Consider the following 19,545-nt stretch of genomic DNA (forward strand, 5'->3'; position numbering starts at 1 on the left):
GGCCTGACACCGCGCGAATATGCTAACCGGTCAAACGAAGACCAAAACCTGAACAGAGCTAACTCATAAATGAGGACTCTCTGGGGAGCAGGTCATTACTTAGACGAAGGTGCATATGGCGTAATATTCGCCGACAAAGCTGTGGGCAGGATAATCAAAATATTCAAGCGACGGTTGAATGAAGCTCACGTTCACTCAGTTTTTAGAGCCGAAATCGACGCCTATGACCTTGCAGCTTCATCAACGGAGATTTCAAACCTCATTCCGGGCAACTTTCAAATCGTAAATCCGAGAAATATTTTGGATAACCACGGAGTGAACGTAACGGACAAGTTTTTCCCTGACCTCGCCTTTCAGACTGATCTCGTGGAAGGATATTTCCACAAGATCGGCATTATCGACAGCGCTGAAGCATCACGTGTTCGCCAACTGTTTAGGAAAGCTGGAATTTATCATACGTCTGACATGTCAGTTATTGTCGGAACGGAAGGCTGTATTCGGAAAGCGATCGACTTTGCAACGGTAGAATGTGAGTTGACGCATGATGAATAGGATGGGCCCAGACGCCAAAGGCCCGCGCTACAGGAAATTGGAATCAATTCAGGAATTTTCTTTTTCGGACGCGGCTGGAGGACACTCAATGAAAATAGGGTATGCTTGTCGTCCGCTTCCTCCGCATCGCGGTCATTCATCCGGAGTGCAGCGAACGACTGTTTTCCGCCGTTCTTGTTGTCCAGAGGGGTGAGTGCCAAGGCCACCTGAATGTCCGGTTCATCGAGGTGGGCGGGGTGCCGTCGCGCACGCAGCGAATGACCGCTTTCCGCCCTTCCTCTCGGGGCTTGCCCGGACCCAGCGGTGACTGAGCGGGTGCAGCGAACGGCAGAAAGGTCCGCATAACCGTCGAAAAATGCTGCGCGAAGCACGAACGACCGCTTTGGTGGGTAATCCTCCCCAAAACTAAGGGGATGCGGACGTAGAATTTTCTCAGCAAGATACCTGAGGAGAATCTGATGAAGATGACGAGATTTAGCGAACCCCAGATCCTTGCGATCCTGCGTCAGGCGGAAGGCGGCGTGCCGGTGGCTGAGCTTTGCCGAGAGCACGGCATGAGCACGGCGTCCTTATAAATGGCGGGCGAAGTATGGCGGCATGGGTGCGTCCATGATCAGCCAGATGAAGAGCCTGGAGGACGAGAACCGCCGTCTGAAGCGCATGTTTGCGGATCTGAGCATGCAGGCCGACTTGCTGAAGGAAGCCCTTGGAAAAAAGTGACAGGGCCATCTCAGCGACGCGAGATGGCCGCGAAGGCAGTAAAGCATCGAGGGGTCAGCGTCGCACTCGCGTGCCGGGCGTTTGGCGTGAGCGAGACGTGCTATCGCTACAGCCCTTTGCTCAGTGACGAGAACGAGCTGATCGCCGATCTACTGGTCGGCCTGACTGACGCCCGCAAGACATGGGGATTTGGGCTGTGTTTCCTGCATCTGCGCAATGTCAAAGGGCATCCCTGGAACCACAAACGCGTCTACCGGATCTACTGCGCCTTGGAGCTGAACCTGCGGATCAAGCCGCGCAAGCGCCTGAAGCGGGAAGTGCCGGACGCTCTGGCCGTGCCCGAAAGGCCGAACGTGACATGGTCGATGGATTTTATGGCAGATCGGCTCGAGGACGGTCGGGCCTTCCGGCTGCTGAACGTGCTGGATGACTTCAACCGCGAAGGTCTGGGGATCGAGGTGGATTTTTCCCTGCCGGCCGAGCGGGTCATCCGCAGCCTGAACAATATCATCGCGTGGCGGGGCAAGCCAAAGACCATCCGCGTGGACAACGGCCCGGAATACATCAGTCATGCGCTGCTGGAATGGGCCGAAGAGCAAGGCATCAACTTGGCCCACATCCAGCCGGGTCAGCCACAACAGAACGCCTACATCGAGCGCTACAACCGCACCGTCCGGCACGAATGGCTGGACCAATACATCATCAACAGCATCGAGGAGGCCCAGCATTTTGCCACCCAGTGGCTCATTCGATCATTCTCTTGAACCAGTGGCGTTCATGATCTCATCTTGAACAACAACGACCGCCCGAACATGGGCATCGGCGGCATCACGCCTGCAATGAAACTGAAAATGGCTGCGTAAGTTCTACGACCAAGTCCCGTTAAAAACGGGAGGATTACCAAGCCATACGTCGGATGATGTTCAAAAGTCCCATGTGTATCACTCCAATGTCCCCCGCTGCGCATGCCGCTGGGGGAAGGGTCACATGGGTCAATTCTCAATGGAAATTATGCCGCTACCCGGGTCACTTCTGGGGGGAAATCAACACATTCTGATCAGCCCCGATTTGAAAACGGCCCACTGTCGATAGGGAATCGCTTTGGTTCAGGATCAGGGCTAGATTTAAGCGCTAGCAGAACTTGCTCGACAATTTCGGGTAGATCGCTGCCTGCATCCAGCGTAATGCCTTGCTCGTCATTGTACAGCGGCTCCAGCGCGCGCGCTTGACTGACGGACAGTGACGCTGGCATGAAATGCCTTAGTCTGTTAGCTATACGTTCATGAGCCACTGCCGGAGACAACGCCAAATGAACATAGAAGACTGGCCCGGTCTGTGCGAGACGTTCGCGGTAGATGCGCCGTAAAGCCGAACATCCGGCGATGACCATGTGGCCCTCGTTGACCAGCTGGTCCATCGCATCTCTGATTCGATCAAGCCAGGGAGCGCGCATCTCATCCGTCAACGGCTGCCCCGCTGACATCGCGGCAATATTTCCCGGGGGGTGCAAGTCGTCGCCTTCAAGGTAGAGCGCTCCCAACGTATGCGCGAGTGCCTGACCCACCGTTGATTTGCCGCACCCGCTGACCCCCATGATGACGATCCGGTGCAGATCATTGGCTCTCCCCGTCATGTCATTATCCAGATCGGCCACATGATGATCTGCGGAAAGGCGGCGACGAGGACCAGAACGACGAGGTTGATCGCGTAGAATGGCATCGTTGCCACCACCAGACGTTCCGTCGGAACCTTCGAGACATGGGCCGTCGCAAAGAGGCAGGTACCCACAGGCGGCGAGGCGAGACCTACCGCCAGGCACGTCACCATGAAGATTAGAAAATGCATCGAGTCAATGCCCGCGCTAATCGCCGCAGGCATCAGGACAGGGATAAGCATCAGGGCCGCCGCGACGATATCCATCAACATGCCTACGATCAGGAACACCAGACCCATCAGCAGGAGGGTGAGGAAGGGTGAACCGGTAAAGCCCGCCAGAACACCGGACGCCTTTTGCGGCAGCATATCCACCGTGAAGATGAACGTGGCGGCGGATGCGACCATCAGGATCAGCAACACGGTTCCGGCCAGCTGTCCCGCGCGGATCGCTAAGACGAAGAGGTCATGCCATCCGATCTCTCGGTGCACCAGCCCTGCGACCAGCAGGGTGTAAATCACAGCCAATCCGGCGGCTTCCGTCGGAGTAACGATGCCCGAGAACATGCCTGTCAGGATGATGATAGGTGCGCCCACCGACGGTAGCGCACGCAAGAATGCGCGGGTGGACTTTGCCCGGTCAAAGCCGGTGATGACGCCATATCCGTGCCTGCGCGAAACGATGTAATTGTACATCGCCAGAGCGACGGCCAGCAGAAGGCCTGGTCCAAGTCCACCTGCGAGGGCCGAACCGACCGAAAGGCCGGATGCCGAGGCCGCGACGATAATCAGGATGGATGGTGGCACGAGCGTTGCAAGTGTGGCGGTGATCAGCGTCAGGGCCGCTGAATAAGGAAGTGGATACCCGCGAGATGTCATGGACCGGATCGTGATTGGCCCGAGACTTGCGATATCTGCTACGGACGATCCGGAGATCCCACCAAAGACGAAGGACGAAACGATATTGACGTTGCCCAGACCGCCGCGGAACCTACCCACGACAGCTTCTGCCGCGTCGAAGATGCGTTCGGACAGACCACCGCGTTCCATGATCTGTCCAGCCAGGATGAACAGTGGGACGGCGATCAGAAGAAAGGAGTTGATCGAGGTGGCAAGTGACTGCGTCAGCATCGACATTGGCAAGGCATATTGATACATCGCTGCGACGGTGCCGAGACCCAGCGCCACCGACAAAGGGACGCCAAGACCGGCGAGCACGGCGAAAACGCCCAGAAGCGTGAGGCTCATTGCGCATCCCCGATCGTGGCATAATCTTCGGGGAAAAGGCCGTGGATCATGGCCCCCATCACGGCCAGACCACTGCCCAGCACGATTGGCAAAGTTGCAACCCACATCCCGATTTGCAGAATGGCGGACGTTTCACCGAACCTGATCTGTTGCCACATCAAGTCCCAGCCATGCCGCGTGACGATGATGAACAACAGGGCTGCGGCACCGGCGGCCAGCAAATTCAGCGCTCTGCGCGCCCATGCAGCGGGCAGCAGATCCGATAGGACGGTGACGCGCGGGTGCTGTCCACCGCGAAATCCGGCTGCAAGGCCCAGCCAGATCGTCCAGATGAAAAAGAAACGCGACAGCTCCTCGGTCCATGGCAAAGAATTGCCTATCAGACGAGAGACAACCTGAAGACCGATAAGGAAGACCATTCCAAGAACAGCAATCATCAGAATGCCGTCAACCAGACGCCAGAGCGCGGTGTCGATAGAGCGCATTGCAGCCTCCACAAATGCGTTGGGGGGGAGCCTGTGGCCCGGTGCGGCACCCGCACCAGGCCTCATCGGTCAGTTCTGCGCGACGAAGTCCAGACTTGTCTGCATGAAGTCCGTGCCGATCTGCTCTTCAAACTGCGGATAGATGCCGCGTGCGATCTCCTGCACCTTCTCCAGCTCGCCCGCCTCAAAGCGGTTGACCTGCATGCCGGCCTCTTCAAGCTTGGCGATGATGTCGGTTTCTTGCGCGATCTCCTGCGCGTCGTGTTCGGCAATCATCTCGTCTGCGGCGGCCTGTACGGCGTCATGGAATTCGGCGGGGATCTTGTCCCATGACTGCTTGGACAGCGCCAGCACGAAGCTATCGGCCAAGTGCTGTGTCATGTTCAACTGACCCTGCACTTCGTAGAACCGATTGTTCCACGGCACTTCAACGGGGTTTTCTTGACCGTCGATCGCCTTGAGTTGCAGTGCGGAATAGACCTCCGAGAACGCCATAGGCGTGGGGTTCGCGCCAAGCGCATCGAACAAGGATACGAATAGCGGGTTGTTCGGGGTCCGCAGGGTCAGGTCGTTGAAATCCTCTGCTTTTGTGATGACGGTGTCGCGAGCCGTCACGTTGCGGAAAGTCCGCAGAAAGAAACCCAATCCGTGGATGTCGAGCCGGTCTAGCGATGCAAGAAGCGTGTCGCCGGGCGCGCCTGACAGATAGGCCTGCAGCTGATCGTAGTCCGCAAACAAGTAGGGCAGAGAGATCGCATTCATCGCAGGTTCGAAACTGGCGTAGACAGAGCTGGCCAAGATCAAGCCGTCCAGCGCACCGGACCCAAGCTGATTGATCGCGGCGTTCTGGTCCTTGCCATACAGGATGCCGTCGGGAAACACCTGAAAGGTGACCTCTCCGCCAGTCTTTTCGGTCACAAGTTCGGCAAAGCGGCTTGCAGCCTGACCCACAGAACTGGTCGCAGGATCGGGTACGGCCAAGCGGAGTTGCGTTTCCGCATGGGCGGCGGTTGCGGTCATCAGCGACGCTACGGTTGCAATGGCTGCGGCGCTTTGCATCAGGCTGCGGCGGGTGATCGGTTGTGTCATTCGGGTCTCCTCCCAGTTTGACGTTTCAGTGAGTTGTGGACAGTCGCACCCTGTCGGGCAACGGTGTGGCGTTGCGGCGTTCCAGCTCCAGGATCAGCGCGGAATGGTCAAGGTCTGCACCGCCATGTGTGACGAGGCTTTCGAACAACGAATCCACGAGACTCAGGACAGGCAAGGTCAAACCCAAGTCGCGCGCAACCTCCAGCGCGGCCTTGGTATCCTTAACTTGATATTTGGCTGGGCCGCCGGGGGCGAAGTCTCCGGCGACCATGCGGGCACCGTGTTCTTGCATGATGCGCGATCCGGCAAAGCCGCCCAGCAGGGCGGTGCGCACGCGGGCAGGGTCAGCACCACCCGTGCGAGCCATAAGGAGGCATTCGGACACTGCAGCGATGGTAGAGGCGACTAGCATTTGATTGGCAAGCTTGCACAGCGCGCCTGCACCAGCCGGGCCGATGTGGGTGACGGTGCCCATGGCTGACAAAAGGAGTGTCGCGGCCTCCACCACGTCATCCGCGCCGCCGGCCATGATCGATAGGTGGCCGTCCCGTGCTGCCAGCGTGCCGCCCGACACCGGAGCATCGATCCAACGCAATCCCGATGCCTGCGACCTCTTTGACATCTCTAACGCCTCGGTGTGAGAGATCGAGGACATGACGATCAGCAGGGCACCATTGGACATGGCCTGCGCCGCGCCGGGCTTTTCGGTGTCACCGAAAAGGACCGCCTTGCAAACAGGGCCCGATGACAGCATGCAGATCACAGCGTCAGCCTCCGCCACGGCCTCTTGCGGCGAGGCGAGGACCCTAGCGCCATGGCCGATGGCTTGCGCCTTGGCTGGATCACGGTTCCAAAGCCGGACATCGTGACCGGCACGGGCCAGATTGGCGGCCATTGGTGCACCCATCAGTCCAGTGCCAAGGACGGCGACGACAGTCATGGCACGACCCGCAGGAAACGCCGCACTGGCTGTTCATCGCACAGGGTCAATGCATCCCGGAATGCCGCAAGATGCGGCGTTTCAAGATGAGTCTTGAAGGCCGCCTCGTCCCGGTAGACTTCGTAAAACAACACGCGGATCGGATCGACGGTGTCGTCCACGACCACGTCGAACTGCAGGCAGCCGTCCTCGGATGCGACCGAGGCTTCGGCGTCCGCCCGCGCGGCCGCCAGAAAGGCCGCGCAGTTGTCCGGTGTTACCAGGAATTCGGGGACGACAACCAGGGTCATGCGTCGGCCTTCTGACGATCTGGCGACGCAGCCCCGGCACTGGTCGGTCCCATCGTGCGAACCTGCTCCTTTCGCAGGTTCACAACGTCAAGGTCGTCCACGAATTCCACGTCCGACATTTTGACGATCTGGTCGCGCTTGATCGGGTTCTTCAGTTTGACGTGATGCGCCAGACCCATCGGTAGTGCGTCGATCGCCGTGGAATGCGCGGCAGAGATCGACTTGGCCCAGGTCGCAAAGCCGCCTTCACCGTCAAGGTATGATCCCGCCTCCAGATCGGATTTCGCCGTCGCGACCGCGTCGGCTTGAAACATCTTGGACGTGCCGGTAGGCTCTCCTCGTAGGACGGCGGACATGACGGAAACAGAAGTTTCTAGCCCGATCAGGTGGAAGGGCCGCCACATCGAACCGTACCACCCGGACTTGTCGGTCAGCAGGCCGTATTGTTCGAAACATTGCTTGGTGTATTCGTCTGGCGCCCGGAAGGTCACGAACATTCCATAGCGGATGTTGTTCACGACCTCGCGCCCGTCGGGTTCTTGGCTGGCGGCGATGTCGATCATGTTGCCACGTTCCAGTCGGCCGCCTTCGGACGCGGGTTTGAAGACCTGCGCCAGATCATGGAGCCCGGCCGGCGGGAATGCGAGGCCGTTGTCTGAACACTCCAGCCCGGTTGCATTCGCGACCGCCGCCATCTCGATCGCGGCCTTCGTCCCGTCGGTAAAGGAGTTGTACATCTTGGGATTGAAGTCGCCCTTGGCCACGAATTCATCCGACCAGCCGAAGTAGCCCCAGACTGTGTCCGGGGTCGAATAGCGATATTCTGGTTGAAAATTCATGCCTTTGCCAGCGGAGGTCAGCTCAAACCCGCAGGACCGAACCCAGTCAACCAACTCGCACATGAAGGCAGGCTGGTCGCCGTACGCCATGGAATAGATCAGCCCCTTGTCGCGCGCCATTTTGCCCAGCAGGGGCCCGCACATGACGTCCGCCTCAACGTTGACCATGACGATGTGCTTCATCCCTTCGATCGCCATCAGCGCGTGGCGCGTGCCGGCCAGCGGATGTCCCGTCGCCTCGATTACGCACTCGATGCCTTCGAAATCGCAAAGCGCCTTGGCGTCGTCAGTCACGAAGGTGCGTCCGGTGCTCATCGCATCACCAAAGGACGTGGCAGCATATTCCTCAGCCTCCCATCCCGTGCGGTTCAGCGAGGTCCGGACCTTGCCGACGTCAAGGTCGGCCACCGCAACGATATGGTAACCTTCGATCTTGCGTGCCTGCGCCAGCACCATCGAGCCGAACTTGCCGGCGCCGATTAGCCCGACGCGGATCGGGCGACCACCGGCGTTGCGCTCTGCGAGCATGGAATTAAGATTCATCGACCTGTCTCCGTCTGTAGGGCAGGGCGCATTGCCGCGTTGCCTGCATCAATCACATCGCGGAAAGGGGGCAGCGCGTCGCCGCAGCGACCGTGCTGAAACGGCGTCATGCGCCGCAGTGTCTCCCCCCACCGTGCGGACGACCTTTGCGTCCTATACAGGCAAGATCGCGAAAATAGTCGGCAAGCACAATTTAACTTTTCAGATCGATTGTGTAGCTGTGCTACATACTTTGCTCGCCCGCGACGGAGTGCCCATTCTCGGCCTGCCAGTGCGCCGCCTCTGCCCTGATCCAGTCAAAGAAGGTTCGCACACGGCTGCGCCGCATGTGGGTGTGCGGACAGACCAGCCACTGGGTCGTGACCAGCATCTCGGGCGGGGTCCGCACCGGGACGACAAGACGTCCGTCCTTCAGGTCCTGCCCCATCATCAGATCGCTTTCCAGCGCCATGCCCATCCCCAACACCGCCGCATCGACTGCCATGTGTGATCGATCGAACAAAAGCTGGCTTTTGATCCCGTCGTCCTTCAGGCCAAGGTACGCAAACCATTTTTCCCATTGGACCTGCGCCTTCACCGACCTGATCATGCGGAACCCACGAACCTGATCAGGGTCGAGAGAGAAGGGTGCCGCCAAGTGAGGTGCACAGACCGGCAGGAACCGTTCTACCGCAAGGGGTTCCACATGCAGGCCCGGCCACCGCCCGGTGCCGTGGCGGATATCCAGATCGACATGATCTCGGTTGAAATCCGTCGGCTCGTTGGTGCCGTCAAGGCGGACGTCGATATCGGGATTGGCCTGCAGAAACTGTGGCAGTCGCGACAGCAGCCATTTGGTAGACACCGTGGGCGTGGTGCGGATGGTCAGCCGCGTCGCCGTCTTGGCTCCCTGCATTTGCCGGGTCGCCGCTGTGATGGTCTCGACCTGATCGGCGATCAGCTCGAAATATCGCTCTCCATCTTCGGTCAGCTTGATCCGACGCCCGACCCGCACAATCAGCGCCGTGCCGATCTGTTCCTCCAGTAGACGGATCTGTTGGCTGACTGCCGAGGGCGTGACGCACAATTGTTCAGCTGCCGCACTGACTGAGTTCAGCGTGGCAACTTGATGAAAGACAGAAATTGCGCGAAACGGTATCAGCGTCTTTACCTTTGAATATAAAGTGTCTGCACTATCGTTATAGTTTTTCTAATAGGAGTGCGGGATTATCTAAGGTCCTCAGGAAAAAATTGAGCTTGTTGAAAGAACAGGCTTCTATGGAATGCTTGGTAAGTCCTATTTGCTGATATGGAGTGCCCCAATCGGGTGGTCCAGCATTTTCATGGCGTGGGCGTTACTTCGCTGTTGGAGGCCGGGCGATAGCGGCTCCCATCAGAACCAGCGGACCTGCAAGCAAGAAGGCCAATCCCGGCACCTCTGCGAAGAATAAAAAGCCAAGCGTCATGGCCCAAAGCACGGAAAGGTATTCGAACGGTGCCAGTGCGGAGGCGTCGGCATGGCGGAAGGACAACGTCATGAAGATATGGGCGAGCCCGCCCGCGAGGCCAGTGGCGATCAACAACATCAGGCCGACCGTACTTGGCCAAGCCCAGCCCCAAGGAAGCGTCGAAAGGCCGCAAAGGGCGCAGACGACGGCGAAGTAGAAAGCGATGGTGCCCGCGCCTTCACCAAGTAGGGTGAGACGGCGTACCTGTACCATCGCGCCAGCGGTTAGCGCGGCTGTCAGAAGACCGAGAAAGACCCCGAGGCCGCCTGCATCGGGCAGTGCGCCCGAGAAGGCTGGCAGGCAGAAGGCCGCCGCACCTGCGAGGCCGAGGGCTACCCCGACGATCCGCCGCGCGGTCATGTGCTCTTTTAGAAGTGCCCAAGCCAGAACGGCAAGCATGACCGGCGCGAGGTAGGAGAGCATCGTCGCTTCGGCAAGAGGCAACAGGCGGATCGTCGCGAAAGAGGTGAACATCGCTGCGGCACCCATAAGACAGCGCCAGATATGGCCGAATGGTCGCGCGGTGCGTAGGCCATGGGGCCAATCGCCACGCCACCACATGTACAAACCAAGTGGCAAAAGGGCGATCGCTGAGCGAAAGAATACCACCTGTCCGAGCGGGACAGCATCACCAAGCGCTTTCACGCAAACGCCCATCAGGGCAAACGCAAGGGTCGACAGAATACGCAGGGTGACCCCGAGCGCCTCGTTAGGCGAAAAGGGCAGCGCGGGCGCCTGGGGTAACGGCATACTCACGATCGCTTTGCGCGCACGACAGTGCGCGCCTCGGCAAACTGTGTCATCTGGCTCTCTCCAAAATGTCTTAACCTGCGCTGTAGCGGATATGTGGACGACCGGCATCCGCCGATCCCTCTATTTGTGCCGTGACGCGAAACACGTCGTGCAGAATATCACGTGTCAGTACGGCCTGGGGTGTCCCGCAAGCGCAAACAGACCCCTCTTGCAGGACAACGATACGGTCGCAGAACATCGCGGCGAGGTTAAGGTCGTGCAGGGCGATGACGCTGGTCAAGTCCAGGTCCCGGACCATGCGCAGGATCTCGATCTGGTGATGAATGTCGAGATGGTTGGTCGGCTCGTCGAGGAACATCACCTGCGGTACCTGCGCCAGCGCGCGCGCGATGTGGACACGCTGCCGCTCTCCTCCGGACAGGGTCTGCCACGCCTGGGCGCTGCGCGATGTCATGTCGACGCGGGCCAGCGCTCCGCGCACCGCTGTCTCATCGGCCTCGGACCAACCGCTAAGCGCCGACCGGTGCGGGGTCCGCCCAAGGCGCACCACATCGGCCACGGCGACATTTGTGTCGGTCTCGGCGCTTTGCTGCACGAACGCCACCTGCCGTGACAGCGCTTTGCGCGGGACCTGCGCGATATCCTGCTCGTTGATCTCAACCCTGCCCGAAGCGGGACGGCGCAGTCCCGCCAGGAGCCGCAACAGCGAGGATTTTCCCGACCCGTTCGGACCGATCAAGCCAAGCGTCTCGCCGGGCCCGACCGTCAGCGACACGTCCGAGACGATGGTCTTGCGCTTCACGCCCCAGCTGAGGTTATGTGCCACAACGCTCATGTCTGCGGCCTCGCGCGGTAAAGGATGATCGCGAAGAACGGTACGCCGACAAGAGCAGTGACGACGCCGATGGGAACCGTCTGCTGCGCCACGATTACGCGGCTGACGATGTCCGCGGTCACCATGAAAATCGCCCCGATCACGGCGCAAGCGGGCAGCAGCCGCATGTGCATCGGCCCCACGAGATATCGCGCGGCGTGGGGGACAACCAAGCCCACGAAACCGATGGCGCCGACCATGCTGACGATGGTGGCCGTCATCACCGCCGTCACCGCAAAAAGCGTAAGACGGATGCGCCCCACCGACACGCCAAGGGCGGCAGCGTCTTCGTCTCCGAAGGTGAAGGCGTCGAGGGCGCGGGCCATGGTGACGCAGAGCACGAGGCCAAGCGGCACCACCACCGCGAGGAGCTGGACGTCGGGCCAGCGCGCGCCGCCGAAGCTGCCCAGAAGCCAGAACATGACGTTGCGCGCCTGTTCGGCATTCCCGGAAGTCGTCACGATGTATGAGGTCAGCGCGTTGAAGAGTTGCGAAGCGGCGACGCCAGCGAGGATCGTGTGGTTCGGCCCGCTCGTCGCGCCGTTTGACAAGAGCGCCACCACGCCGAAAGCTGCGAAGGCCCCGGCAAATGCCCCAGCGGAAAGCGTGAGGCTGCCCGCGCCGATGCCAAGGATGATCACGCAGACCGCACCCGTCGAGGCACCCGCCGAGATACCCAGCACAAAGGGTTCTGCCAGTGGATTGCGCAACAGCGCCTGAAGGATCGCGCCGCAAAGCGCCAGCCCCGCCCCCGCGAATGCAGCGACAAGCGCCCGGCTCAGCCGCAGGTCCCAGACCACGCTTTCCTCGATGGGCGGCAGCTCGGCTGCGGTCAGGCCGAGACCGTTACCAATAGCGAGCGACACGGTGCCTAGACTGATTGTATAGTCACCGATGGCTGTCGCGAAGGCGACGGCGAAAGCCAGAACCGTGGCTGAAACTAGCGTCAGCAGCCCAAGCCGCACAATTTCGCGATCTATGACGCCTATGCTCATTTCGACAGATCAAGCGCCTCGAGTTGCGCGGCGACCTCCTCGGCCCCATAGAGCGTCTGGATGCTGGCATTGGTCGCAGCGCCGGGCATCACAACAATCCGCCCTTTCCGCACGGCCTCCATCTGGCTGACGATCGGATCAGATTCAAGAAAGGCGATCTTGTTCCGAGCTTCGTCGAGGCTCCAGCGCTTGCGGTCGACCTGCGCGGCGACGATCACGGTGGGGTCGGTCGCCATGATGCCTTCCCAGCCGAGGGTCGGCCATTCGGACGGGGCCTTGACCGCGTTCGAGCCGCCCAGAAGATCTGCGATGTAGGTCGACGGACCGTTGCCTCCGGCGAGGTATGCGTCGTCTTCGGGGGAGGGGCTGGAGAACCAGAACAGCAAGGTCAGGTCGTCGCGGTCCTCGAAGCGCCCGTGCAGGGCTGCCTCGCGCGCCTTGAGATCCGCAATCACGGTCTCACCGCGATCCGCGACATCAAAGATCCGCGACAGGTCGTCGATTTCCTTGTAAAGCTGTTCCATCGTCCAGAGTTCGGAACGGGCACCGTAGATGTCGGTTGAAACCTCCGTCACTGAACAAGCGCTTGGCGACAGGTAGGTGGGAATGCCCAGATTTTCGAAATCTTCGCGTTTGGCGACCTTGCTGTCAGGCCCCATGAGGGTGACCAGCATTGCCGCGACGAAGTCGGGCTGCACCGACAACACCGTCTCCAGCGAGGGAAATTCGACCGTCAGAAGCTCAACCTTGCCATTCGCCTCGGCCAGTTCGGGCAGCACCGTGTTTGGCCAGAACGCTGTGGCGGCCATGCGATCTTCGAGCCCCAGCATCAGCATGATCTCGGCGCTGTTTTGGCCGAGCGCGACCGCATTTTGCGGCGGTGCCTCAAAAGTGACCGACTGCCCGCAGTTCTCAATTGTCAGGGGAAAGTTCGCCTGAGCCTGAGCCTGAGCCGAATGGCCAAATAAGGTTGAAGCTGCGATTGTAATCGCCATGACTGATCTGTCCGACATGGTGCCACCTAATTGTTGACTGTTTCTGTCGGAAATCCTTAGTGGTGCCTGAAAGCAATATCAATGTATTTTTGTCAAGAATTCCGTTTCGATACATGTGAGTGTGCAAACGCGGCCGAATACCTTCTGAGCGGACAGTCGCCGGATGAACTTTCAACAGCGGCTCTGGGCCGGAAGCGCCATGTGCCCAACAGCCAAAAAAGCCCGCTTACTGATCGTCGGTCAATTCCGCAGGAAAAGTTTGGTTAAAGTCACTCGAACATTGAACTATGCATCACCTGCCTCGCTGTCGTGACGGGCCGTTCGAAGACGCACAGTTTTCTCTTCGCGTTCTTTTGCTTCTGCGTCGGTGATTTCCTTCGATGCACGTGCGGTTCTTTCGAGCGGTGTTTCGGATCGTGGTTGTGCAGTTGTAAAGACGTCTGTCTTTTTCAGCTTGGCCATAAGTCGATCTCCTCCTGGTTCCTTGTTTGAATTGCATCTTTAACCGGGAACTTCAAACGACCGCTTTACGATGCTGCACTGTAGCAAAAAGGCTTGCGCTCTAACGGCAGCTTGGGGCCGTAAGCGACGGGGTCGCGGTTGCCGTCAGCCGTATGGCGCGCCGCACCAGCAAGCTTGCATCACACCGGTGAAAGCAATCGCTTTCAAGAGTAATTCTTATGGCGGGTTTTTGGGCGGGTAGGCGTCAGTCTGACGTAAATATTATTGAATTTACAGTACGTTGCGTGATTCGTTGGAGCGGGTAACGGGAATCGAACCCGTAACTGAAGCTTGGGAAGCTTTCGTGATACCTTTTCACCATACCCGCGCAAATCAGTGCTTACACGCGGTCCGGTGCTGCTGCAAGTGGGCATGAAAAAAGCGCCCGAAGGCGCTTTGTTTCAGGGGGGAGAGAGCTGGATCAGCTGCCCCAGGTGCGCACGTCGCCGCAATCCATATGGACGAAATCCGAACCGGAATAACGACCGACACCGCCTGCGCGGCAGGACGCCGCTGCCTGTGCGATCTGTCGCACGGACCGGCTGGAGAGGCGCAGATCCGCGGCCTGACCCTTGAGATGGAGGGAATTGCGGGCAACGCCAGACGATTTGCTGCGCAACATCGTGTTGGTTTCCGGTGACCGGTAGCCCGACAGCAGCATGTAGGGTTCGTTCGCATCCAGCAGACGATGGGCGGCCGCCATGATGTCGACCGTGCGGGTGTCGATGTTGATCGTCTTGCCGTTGCGCCAGTCACGCATGAAGACGTTGATCTCGTTGATGGCCTCGCCGATGTACTGGCCTTCGATCCAATAGATGGTGTCCAGACGTTCGCCCGTGCGCCCAGAATACATCTTGATCCTGCGGATGTCGCCGCCACCGCGCAGAAATCCTGCTGCGTTGGAATATGTCGGTGCCGCTGTCAGCGCTGTTGCAGCAAACGCACCGAGTAGTCCACGCCGGGTCATGCCCGAAGAGCTGTTCGTTCCCATAATCACCTGTCCCAGTCTGCCGATGCGCGGTTGATCCACGCTAACGATCATCAGATACCCGGACTGTGTTGCACAGTTGTCTGAACGGACCAAGCCCCCTCTGAAATTGTTCCATAATTTTGCCACATCTCGGCAAATTTTCGCGCACGAACCCGTGATTCCATGGTTTGCGTGTCGCGGCCCAGATGCAACAGGGATGCGAAAGGCGGCGTATTGTCGCCAATATCAGTGGACAGGGTGACTCCGAGACCGGACAAGTCTGACAAAGCCCTGTTGACGGGGCGTCACGTCAAGTCCGGGGAAAACTCTTGTCAAACGCACTGCCCGTGGGGTTCATGCCTCTTGTTTCGCGCGCCGCCGCTGTCGCGGGTGTCCTTGTCGTGTTACTGTTCAGTCTGCCGACACTGGCGCAGGCACAGGTGACGGCATTCCGCCAAGCTGTTGCTGAATCCGCAGCCCGGGATGCGGACCTTGCCGCGTTTTACCGTGCGCGCGATTTTCAGGGGATCTGGACCGGGTCGGACAACGCCGCGAAACAGCGCCGCAACGCATTGCTGGCAGCGCTGGCCGATGCGCCCGCGCATGGATTGCCAGCGTCGACCTATGACGCCGACCAGCTGATGGCAGAGCTGCGCGCCGCACAGGAGCCCGCACAGCAAGGCCAGATGGAAGTCCGGCTGAGCCAGATCTTTTTGCAGTATGCCCGCGATGTGCAGACCGGTATCCTGACGCCTGCAAATGTTGTGCCGCTGATCAAACGCGAAGTCCCGCTGCGGTCGCGTGCGGGAACGATTGACGCCTTTGTCCGGTCGAACCCGGCGGCGTTTCTGCGGTCGTTGCCGCCCAGTAGCCCTGAATACGCACGTTTGATGACCGAAAAGCTGCGCATGGAACGCCAGCTGGCCCAGGGTGGCTATGGCCCAAGTGTTCCCGCCGACAGCCTGGCACCCGGTGCCTCGGGTGCTGCGGTCGTGGCACTGCGGGATCGCCTGGTTGCCATGGGGCACCTCGAACGCACGGCGACCCAAACCTATGACAGCACCATTCAGGCTGGCGTGCAGCGTTTTCAGCAGGCGATGGGACTTGCCGTTGACGGTGTGGCGGGTGAAGGCACCATGTCCCAGATCAACGTTTCCATGGAACGGCGGATGCAGTCCGTGATCGTTGCTATGGAGCGCGAACGCTGGATCAACCGGCCGCGTGGCGCGCGTCACATCTGGGTCAACCTGACCGATTTCACCGCCGCCATCATGGACAATGACCGGACCACGTTCTCGACGCGGTCGGTCATCGGGGCGCAGGACATGGATCGCCGCACACCTGAATTTTCCGATGTGATGGAATTCATGGTGATCAATCCCAGCTGGTACGTGCCGCGTTCCATCGTGGTGGGGGAATATCTGCCGCAGCTGCAGCGCAACGCCAATGCCGTCAGCCATCTGGACGTCACCGACCGTAGCGGGCGCGTGGTGCCGCGCGGTGCGGTCAATGCCAGTGCCTATACCGAACGCAGCTTTCCCTACTCGATGCGTCAGGGGCCCAGCCCCCGCAACGCACTCGGACTGGTCAAGTTCATGTTTCCCAACCAGTACAACATCTATCTGCACGACACCCCGGCCAAGAACCTGTTCAGCCGGTCCGTGCGTGCCTTTAGCCACGGCTGCATCCGCCTGAACGATCCGTTCGATTTCGCCTATGCATTGCTTGCAAAACAAGAGAGCGATCCCGAAGGCTTCTTTCAGGCGCGGCTTGCGACAGGTGCAGAGAGCCGGGTGAACCTGAACGAACCCGTGCCGGTGCACATCGTCTATCGCACCGCATTTACCCATGTGACGGGCAAGTTGCAGTTCCGGAACGATATTTACGGGCGCGACGCCAAGATCTGGGACGCTTTGGCCCGCGAGGGGGTAGCGATCCGGGCGGTGCAGGGCTAAATCAACGTCAGACACCCGCTGCGGAGGATGACATGCCCCTGACGATCGCCGAAATCGCGCAGGCCCTCGGGACCACGGCGCATGGCAACACGGCACTGGTGGTGCAACGCCCCGCCGAGCCGGGCAGCGCTGGTCCTGATGACCTCGCACTTGCGATGTCCAAGGCCTATGCCGATGCGCTGCGCGCAAGTCAGGCGCGCGCGGCGATTGTCTGGGACGGGGCGGATCTGGACGATCTTGGCCTTGCGGCGGCGATTACGGTGCCACGGGCACGCCTTGCCATGGCGCAGTTGACGCAGGCCTTTGATCCGCGTCCTACGGGGACGGGCATACATCCTACGGCCGTCATTGATCCTGCGGCGCAGATCGGCGCGGATGTGCATATCGGACCATTCGTGGTGATCGGGTCGGGTGTCGCACTGGGCGACGGGTGCCGCATCGACAGCCATGTCAGTATCGGTGACCGCGCGACCCTTGGGGCTGGGTGCTGGCTGGGGGCGGGCACGCGCATCGGCCGCGACTGCCATCTGGGTGCGCGTGTCATCACCCAGCCCAATGCGGTGATCGGGTCCGACGGATTTTCCTATGTGACCACCGACCTCGCCAACGAGGAACGCGCGATAAAGACGATGGGGCGGACGCCGCTCACTCCGCCGCAGGACGGCACGCGCCACCGGATTCATTCGCTGGGTGGGGTCGTGCTGGGGGACGATGTCGAGGTCGGGTCTAATTCGACGATTGACGCTGGCACCATCAGACCCACCCGGATCGGTCGCGGGACCAAGATCGATAACCAAGTGCACATCGGCCACAATTGCGTGGTGGGCGAGGATTGTATCGTCTGCGGTCACGTGGGTCTTGCGGGGTCCGGCACCTTTGGCGACCGCTGCGTCTTTGCCGGCAAGGTCGGGACCAAGGACCATGTGACCCTTGGAAATGATGTGGTGATGGGGGGCGGGGCAAACGTGTATTCCGATTTCCCCGACGGTGCCTTTGTCATGGGCAGTCCGGCGCTGGACATGCCGGACCATCGCGCACAGCAAAAGGCGCTGCGCGGTCTGCCGCAATTGCAAAAAATCGTGGCGGACCTGCGTGCCCGCCTGACCAATCCGGGCGAGGCGGGCTGAGCCATGTCAGAGCGGCAGATGCAATACGATCAGACTGTTGCAGACCGGATTATCCAGATCCTTGCCGATCAAGCCTTGTTGGATAGGGCCGATGTGAGCATGGACGACACGTTGGACAGTCTCGGTCTGGACAGCATGGGTGTGGTCGAGACGATTTTCGCCATCGAAGAAACATTCGACATTGCCGTGCCGTTCAATGCAAACGCGCCGCAGGACAGCGGGTTTGACGTGTCCTCGGTGCGGTCCATCGTGGCCGCGGTCGAGGATCTGATCCAGCGGCCGGGCTGACGGGGGTGCGGCGGGTCGTCATTACCGGGGCGGGCACGATCAACCCGCTGGGCGCATCGGTCGCCGCAACACAGAAAGCGATGCGGGCAGGGATCTGCGCCATCGGGCCGTTGGATATTCGTGATGTTGACCGCCTGCAGGTCAGGATCGGTGCGCAGGTGCGCGACTACGACGAAGCCGACCATTTCACCAAGCAGCAGTTGGCGCTGTACGACAGGTTCACCCAGTTCGCGCTGATCGCGGGCGCGCAGGCCGTTACACAAGCAAGGCTGGTCGATTTTGATCCTGACCGAGCCGGTGTGGTGCTGGGCACGTCGGGGGGCGGTCTGAACACGCTTGATGACAATTACCGCGCTGTCTATGAGGCGGGCCGCGACCGTGTTCATCCGTTCATCGTGCCGCGCCTGATGGCAAATGCCGCAGCCAGTCATCTGTCGATGACACACGGTCTGCGCGGACCGGTAACGACCGTGTCGACGGCCTGCGCGTCCTCCAATCATGCGATGGGGCAGGCATTGGCCACGATCCGCGCAGGGCAGGCCGACGTCATGCTGACCGGCGGGGCCGAGGCCATGCTGTGTTTTGGCGGGATCAAGGCCTGGGAAGGACTGCGCGTCATGGCGCGCGACACATGCCGCCCGTTTTCGGCGGACCGGACCGGGATGGTGCAGGGCGAAGGGGCCGCAGTGTTTGTGTTCGAGGACCGGGATCACGCGCTGGCCCGCGGTGCGACGATCATGGCCGAGGTTGCGGGATTTGCCGCCACCTCTGATGCGGGCGATATCGTGAGCCCCAGCCAGGACGGTGCCGCACGCGCGATGCGCGGTGCGATGGCCGATGCCGGGCTGACCCCTGCGCAGGTGGGCTATATCAATGCCCATGGCACCGGGACTGCGGCGAATGACAGGACCGAATGTGCAGCGGTCCAAGAGGTGTTCGGCGACCACGCCCGTAACCTGTTGATGTCATCGACCAAATCCATGCACGGCCATTTGATCGGTGCCGCAGGCGCCGTCGAGTTGCTGGCCTGCCTGATGGCCCTGACCGAAGGGGTGATCGCGCCCACGGTCAACCACCGTGCGGCTGACCCCGACTGCGATCTGGATATCGTCGCCAATACGGCACGTAGGGCCGATGTGTCCGCGGTGCTGTCCAATGCCTTTGCATTCGGCGGATTGAATGCGGTGGTGGCCCTGACGCGCGCCTGAGGCATGAAAAAGGCCGCCCTGCACGGTGGCGGG

Annotated in this window: 19 protein-coding genes, 1 tRNA gene and 1 pseudogene; 6 read left to right on the plus strand and 15 right to left on the minus strand. The window is 60.3% G+C overall.

What is annotated here, in order from left to right; translation table 11 throughout:
* Positions 1-69: 69 nt before the first annotated feature.
* Positions 70-552 (plus strand): hypothetical protein, encoded by a 483-nt coding sequence (locus tag BMX27_RS07275; protein WP_090159231.1) that lies wholly within the window; start codon positions 70-72, stop codon positions 550-552.
* A 458-nt stretch (positions 553-1,010) separates the two neighbouring features.
* A pseudogene (locus BMX27_RS07285) lies at positions 1,011-2,135 on the plus strand (IS3 family transposase).
* A 194-nt stretch (positions 2,136-2,329) separates the two neighbouring features.
* Here the strand turns inward: BMX27_RS07285 and BMX27_RS07290 are convergent.
* The 15 genes from BMX27_RS07290 to BMX27_RS07355 all read right to left on the minus strand — a co-directional run bounded on the left by BMX27_RS07290 (position 2,330) and on the right by BMX27_RS07355 (position 14,955).
* Entirely contained in the window at positions 2,330-2,926 is a 597-nt protein-coding gene (locus BMX27_RS07290) for a gluconokinase (protein WP_218144652.1), read from the minus strand.
* On the minus strand, positions 2,902-4,173 hold the full coding sequence (locus tag BMX27_RS07295) for a TRAP transporter large permease (protein WP_090159233.1): 1,272 nt from the start codon (positions 4,171-4,173) through the stop codon (positions 2,902-2,904). Before BMX27_RS07295 ends, BMX27_RS07290 begins: the two co-directional genes overlap by 25 nt.
* A complete protein-coding gene (locus tag BMX27_RS07300) occupies positions 4,170-4,658 on the minus strand; it encodes a TRAP transporter small permease (RefSeq protein ID WP_177172678.1) in 489 nt (162 codons plus the stop codon). The genes BMX27_RS07295 and BMX27_RS07300 overlap by 4 nt, the downstream gene beginning before the upstream one ends.
* A gap of 69 nt (positions 4,659-4,727) precedes the next feature.
* The gene (locus BMX27_RS07305; protein ID WP_090159235.1) at positions 4,728-5,747 is read right to left on the minus strand and encodes a DctP family TRAP transporter solute-binding subunit; all 1,020 of its coding nucleotides are present in this window, start codon (positions 5,745-5,747) and stop codon (positions 4,728-4,730) included.
* A 25-nt stretch (positions 5,748-5,772) separates the two neighbouring features.
* Positions 5,773-6,687 (minus strand): NAD(P)-dependent oxidoreductase, encoded by a 915-nt coding sequence (locus tag BMX27_RS07310; RefSeq protein WP_090159236.1) that lies wholly within the window; start codon positions 6,685-6,687, stop codon positions 5,773-5,775.
* Complete coding sequence (locus tag BMX27_RS07315; RefSeq protein WP_090159237.1) at positions 6,684-6,977, minus strand: putative quinol monooxygenase; 294 nt, start codon at positions 6,975-6,977, stop codon at positions 6,684-6,686. The genes BMX27_RS07310 and BMX27_RS07315 overlap by 4 nt, the downstream gene beginning before the upstream one ends.
* The gene (locus BMX27_RS07320; protein WP_090159238.1) at positions 6,974-8,359 is read right to left on the minus strand and encodes an NAD(P)H-dependent oxidoreductase; all 1,386 of its coding nucleotides are present in this window, start codon (positions 8,357-8,359) and stop codon (positions 6,974-6,976) included. The genes BMX27_RS07315 and BMX27_RS07320 overlap by 4 nt, the downstream gene beginning before the upstream one ends.
* Positions 8,360-8,582: 223 nt before the next feature.
* Positions 8,583-9,500, minus strand: a complete 918-nt coding sequence (locus BMX27_RS07325) for a LysR substrate-binding domain-containing protein (protein WP_090159239.1) — start codon at positions 9,498-9,500, stop codon at positions 8,583-8,585.
* Between the two features lie 193 nt (positions 9,501-9,693).
* Positions 9,694-10,596, minus strand: coding sequence for a DMT family transporter (locus BMX27_RS07330; RefSeq protein ID WP_090159240.1), 903 nt, complete (start codon positions 10,594-10,596; stop codon positions 9,694-9,696).
* 73 nt (positions 10,597-10,669) lie between these two features.
* Positions 10,670-11,434, minus strand: coding sequence for an ABC transporter ATP-binding protein (locus BMX27_RS07335; protein ID WP_090159241.1), 765 nt, complete (start codon positions 11,432-11,434; stop codon positions 10,670-10,672).
* A complete protein-coding gene (locus tag BMX27_RS07340; protein WP_090159242.1) occupies positions 11,431-12,468 on the minus strand; it encodes a FecCD family ABC transporter permease in 1,038 nt (345 codons plus the stop codon). The genes BMX27_RS07335 and BMX27_RS07340 overlap by 4 nt, the downstream gene beginning before the upstream one ends.
* Positions 12,465-13,463 carry an ABC transporter substrate-binding protein gene (locus tag BMX27_RS07345; protein ID WP_256212432.1) on the minus strand — a complete coding sequence of 333 codons (999 nt, stop codon included), beginning with the start codon at positions 13,461-13,463 and terminating at the stop codon, positions 12,465-12,467. Before BMX27_RS07345 ends, BMX27_RS07340 begins: the two co-directional genes overlap by 4 nt.
* 285 nt (positions 13,464-13,748) lie before the next feature.
* On the minus strand, positions 13,749-13,925 hold the full coding sequence (locus BMX27_RS16835) for a hypothetical protein (protein ID WP_177172679.1): 177 nt from the start codon (positions 13,923-13,925) through the stop codon (positions 13,749-13,751).
* 293 nt (positions 13,926-14,218) lie between these two features.
* Positions 14,219-14,292 (minus strand) — tRNA-Gly (locus tag BMX27_RS07350).
* 93 nt (positions 14,293-14,385) lie between these two features.
* Entirely contained in the window at positions 14,386-14,955 is a 570-nt protein-coding gene (locus tag BMX27_RS07355; protein ID WP_090159623.1) for a YcbK family protein, read from the minus strand.
* Positions 14,956-15,290: 335 nt separating this feature from the next.
* On the opposite strand from BMX27_RS07355, the gene BMX27_RS07360 reads away from it, so the two are divergent.
* Genes BMX27_RS07360 through BMX27_RS07375 form a run of 4 tightly spaced genes read left to right on the plus strand, consistent with a single transcriptional unit; the run spans position 15,291 to position 19,512 of the window.
* The gene (locus BMX27_RS07360) at positions 15,291-16,889 is read left to right on the plus strand and encodes a L,D-transpeptidase family protein (protein ID WP_090159624.1); all 1,599 of its coding nucleotides are present in this window, start codon (positions 15,291-15,293) and stop codon (positions 16,887-16,889) included.
* Between the two features lie 32 nt (positions 16,890-16,921).
* Positions 16,922-18,016 carry a UDP-3-O-(3-hydroxymyristoyl)glucosamine N-acyltransferase gene (locus BMX27_RS07365; protein ID WP_090159244.1) on the plus strand — a complete coding sequence of 365 codons (1,095 nt, stop codon included), beginning with the start codon at positions 16,922-16,924 and terminating at the stop codon, positions 18,014-18,016.
* Between the two features lie 3 nt (positions 18,017-18,019).
* Positions 18,020-18,304, plus strand: coding sequence for an acyl carrier protein (locus BMX27_RS07370; protein ID WP_090159245.1), 285 nt, complete (start codon positions 18,020-18,022; stop codon positions 18,302-18,304).
* 5 nt (positions 18,305-18,309) lie between these two features.
* Positions 18,310-19,512, plus strand: a complete 1,203-nt coding sequence (locus BMX27_RS07375; RefSeq protein ID WP_090159246.1) for a beta-ketoacyl-[acyl-carrier-protein] synthase family protein — start codon at positions 18,310-18,312, stop codon at positions 19,510-19,512.
* Positions 19,513-19,545 lie beyond the last annotated feature (33 nt).

The sequence above is a fragment of the Loktanella sp. DSM 29012 genome, from assembly GCF_900110705.1.
Taxonomy (GTDB): Bacteria; Pseudomonadota; Alphaproteobacteria; order Rhodobacterales; family Rhodobacteraceae; genus Loktanella; species Loktanella gaetbuli.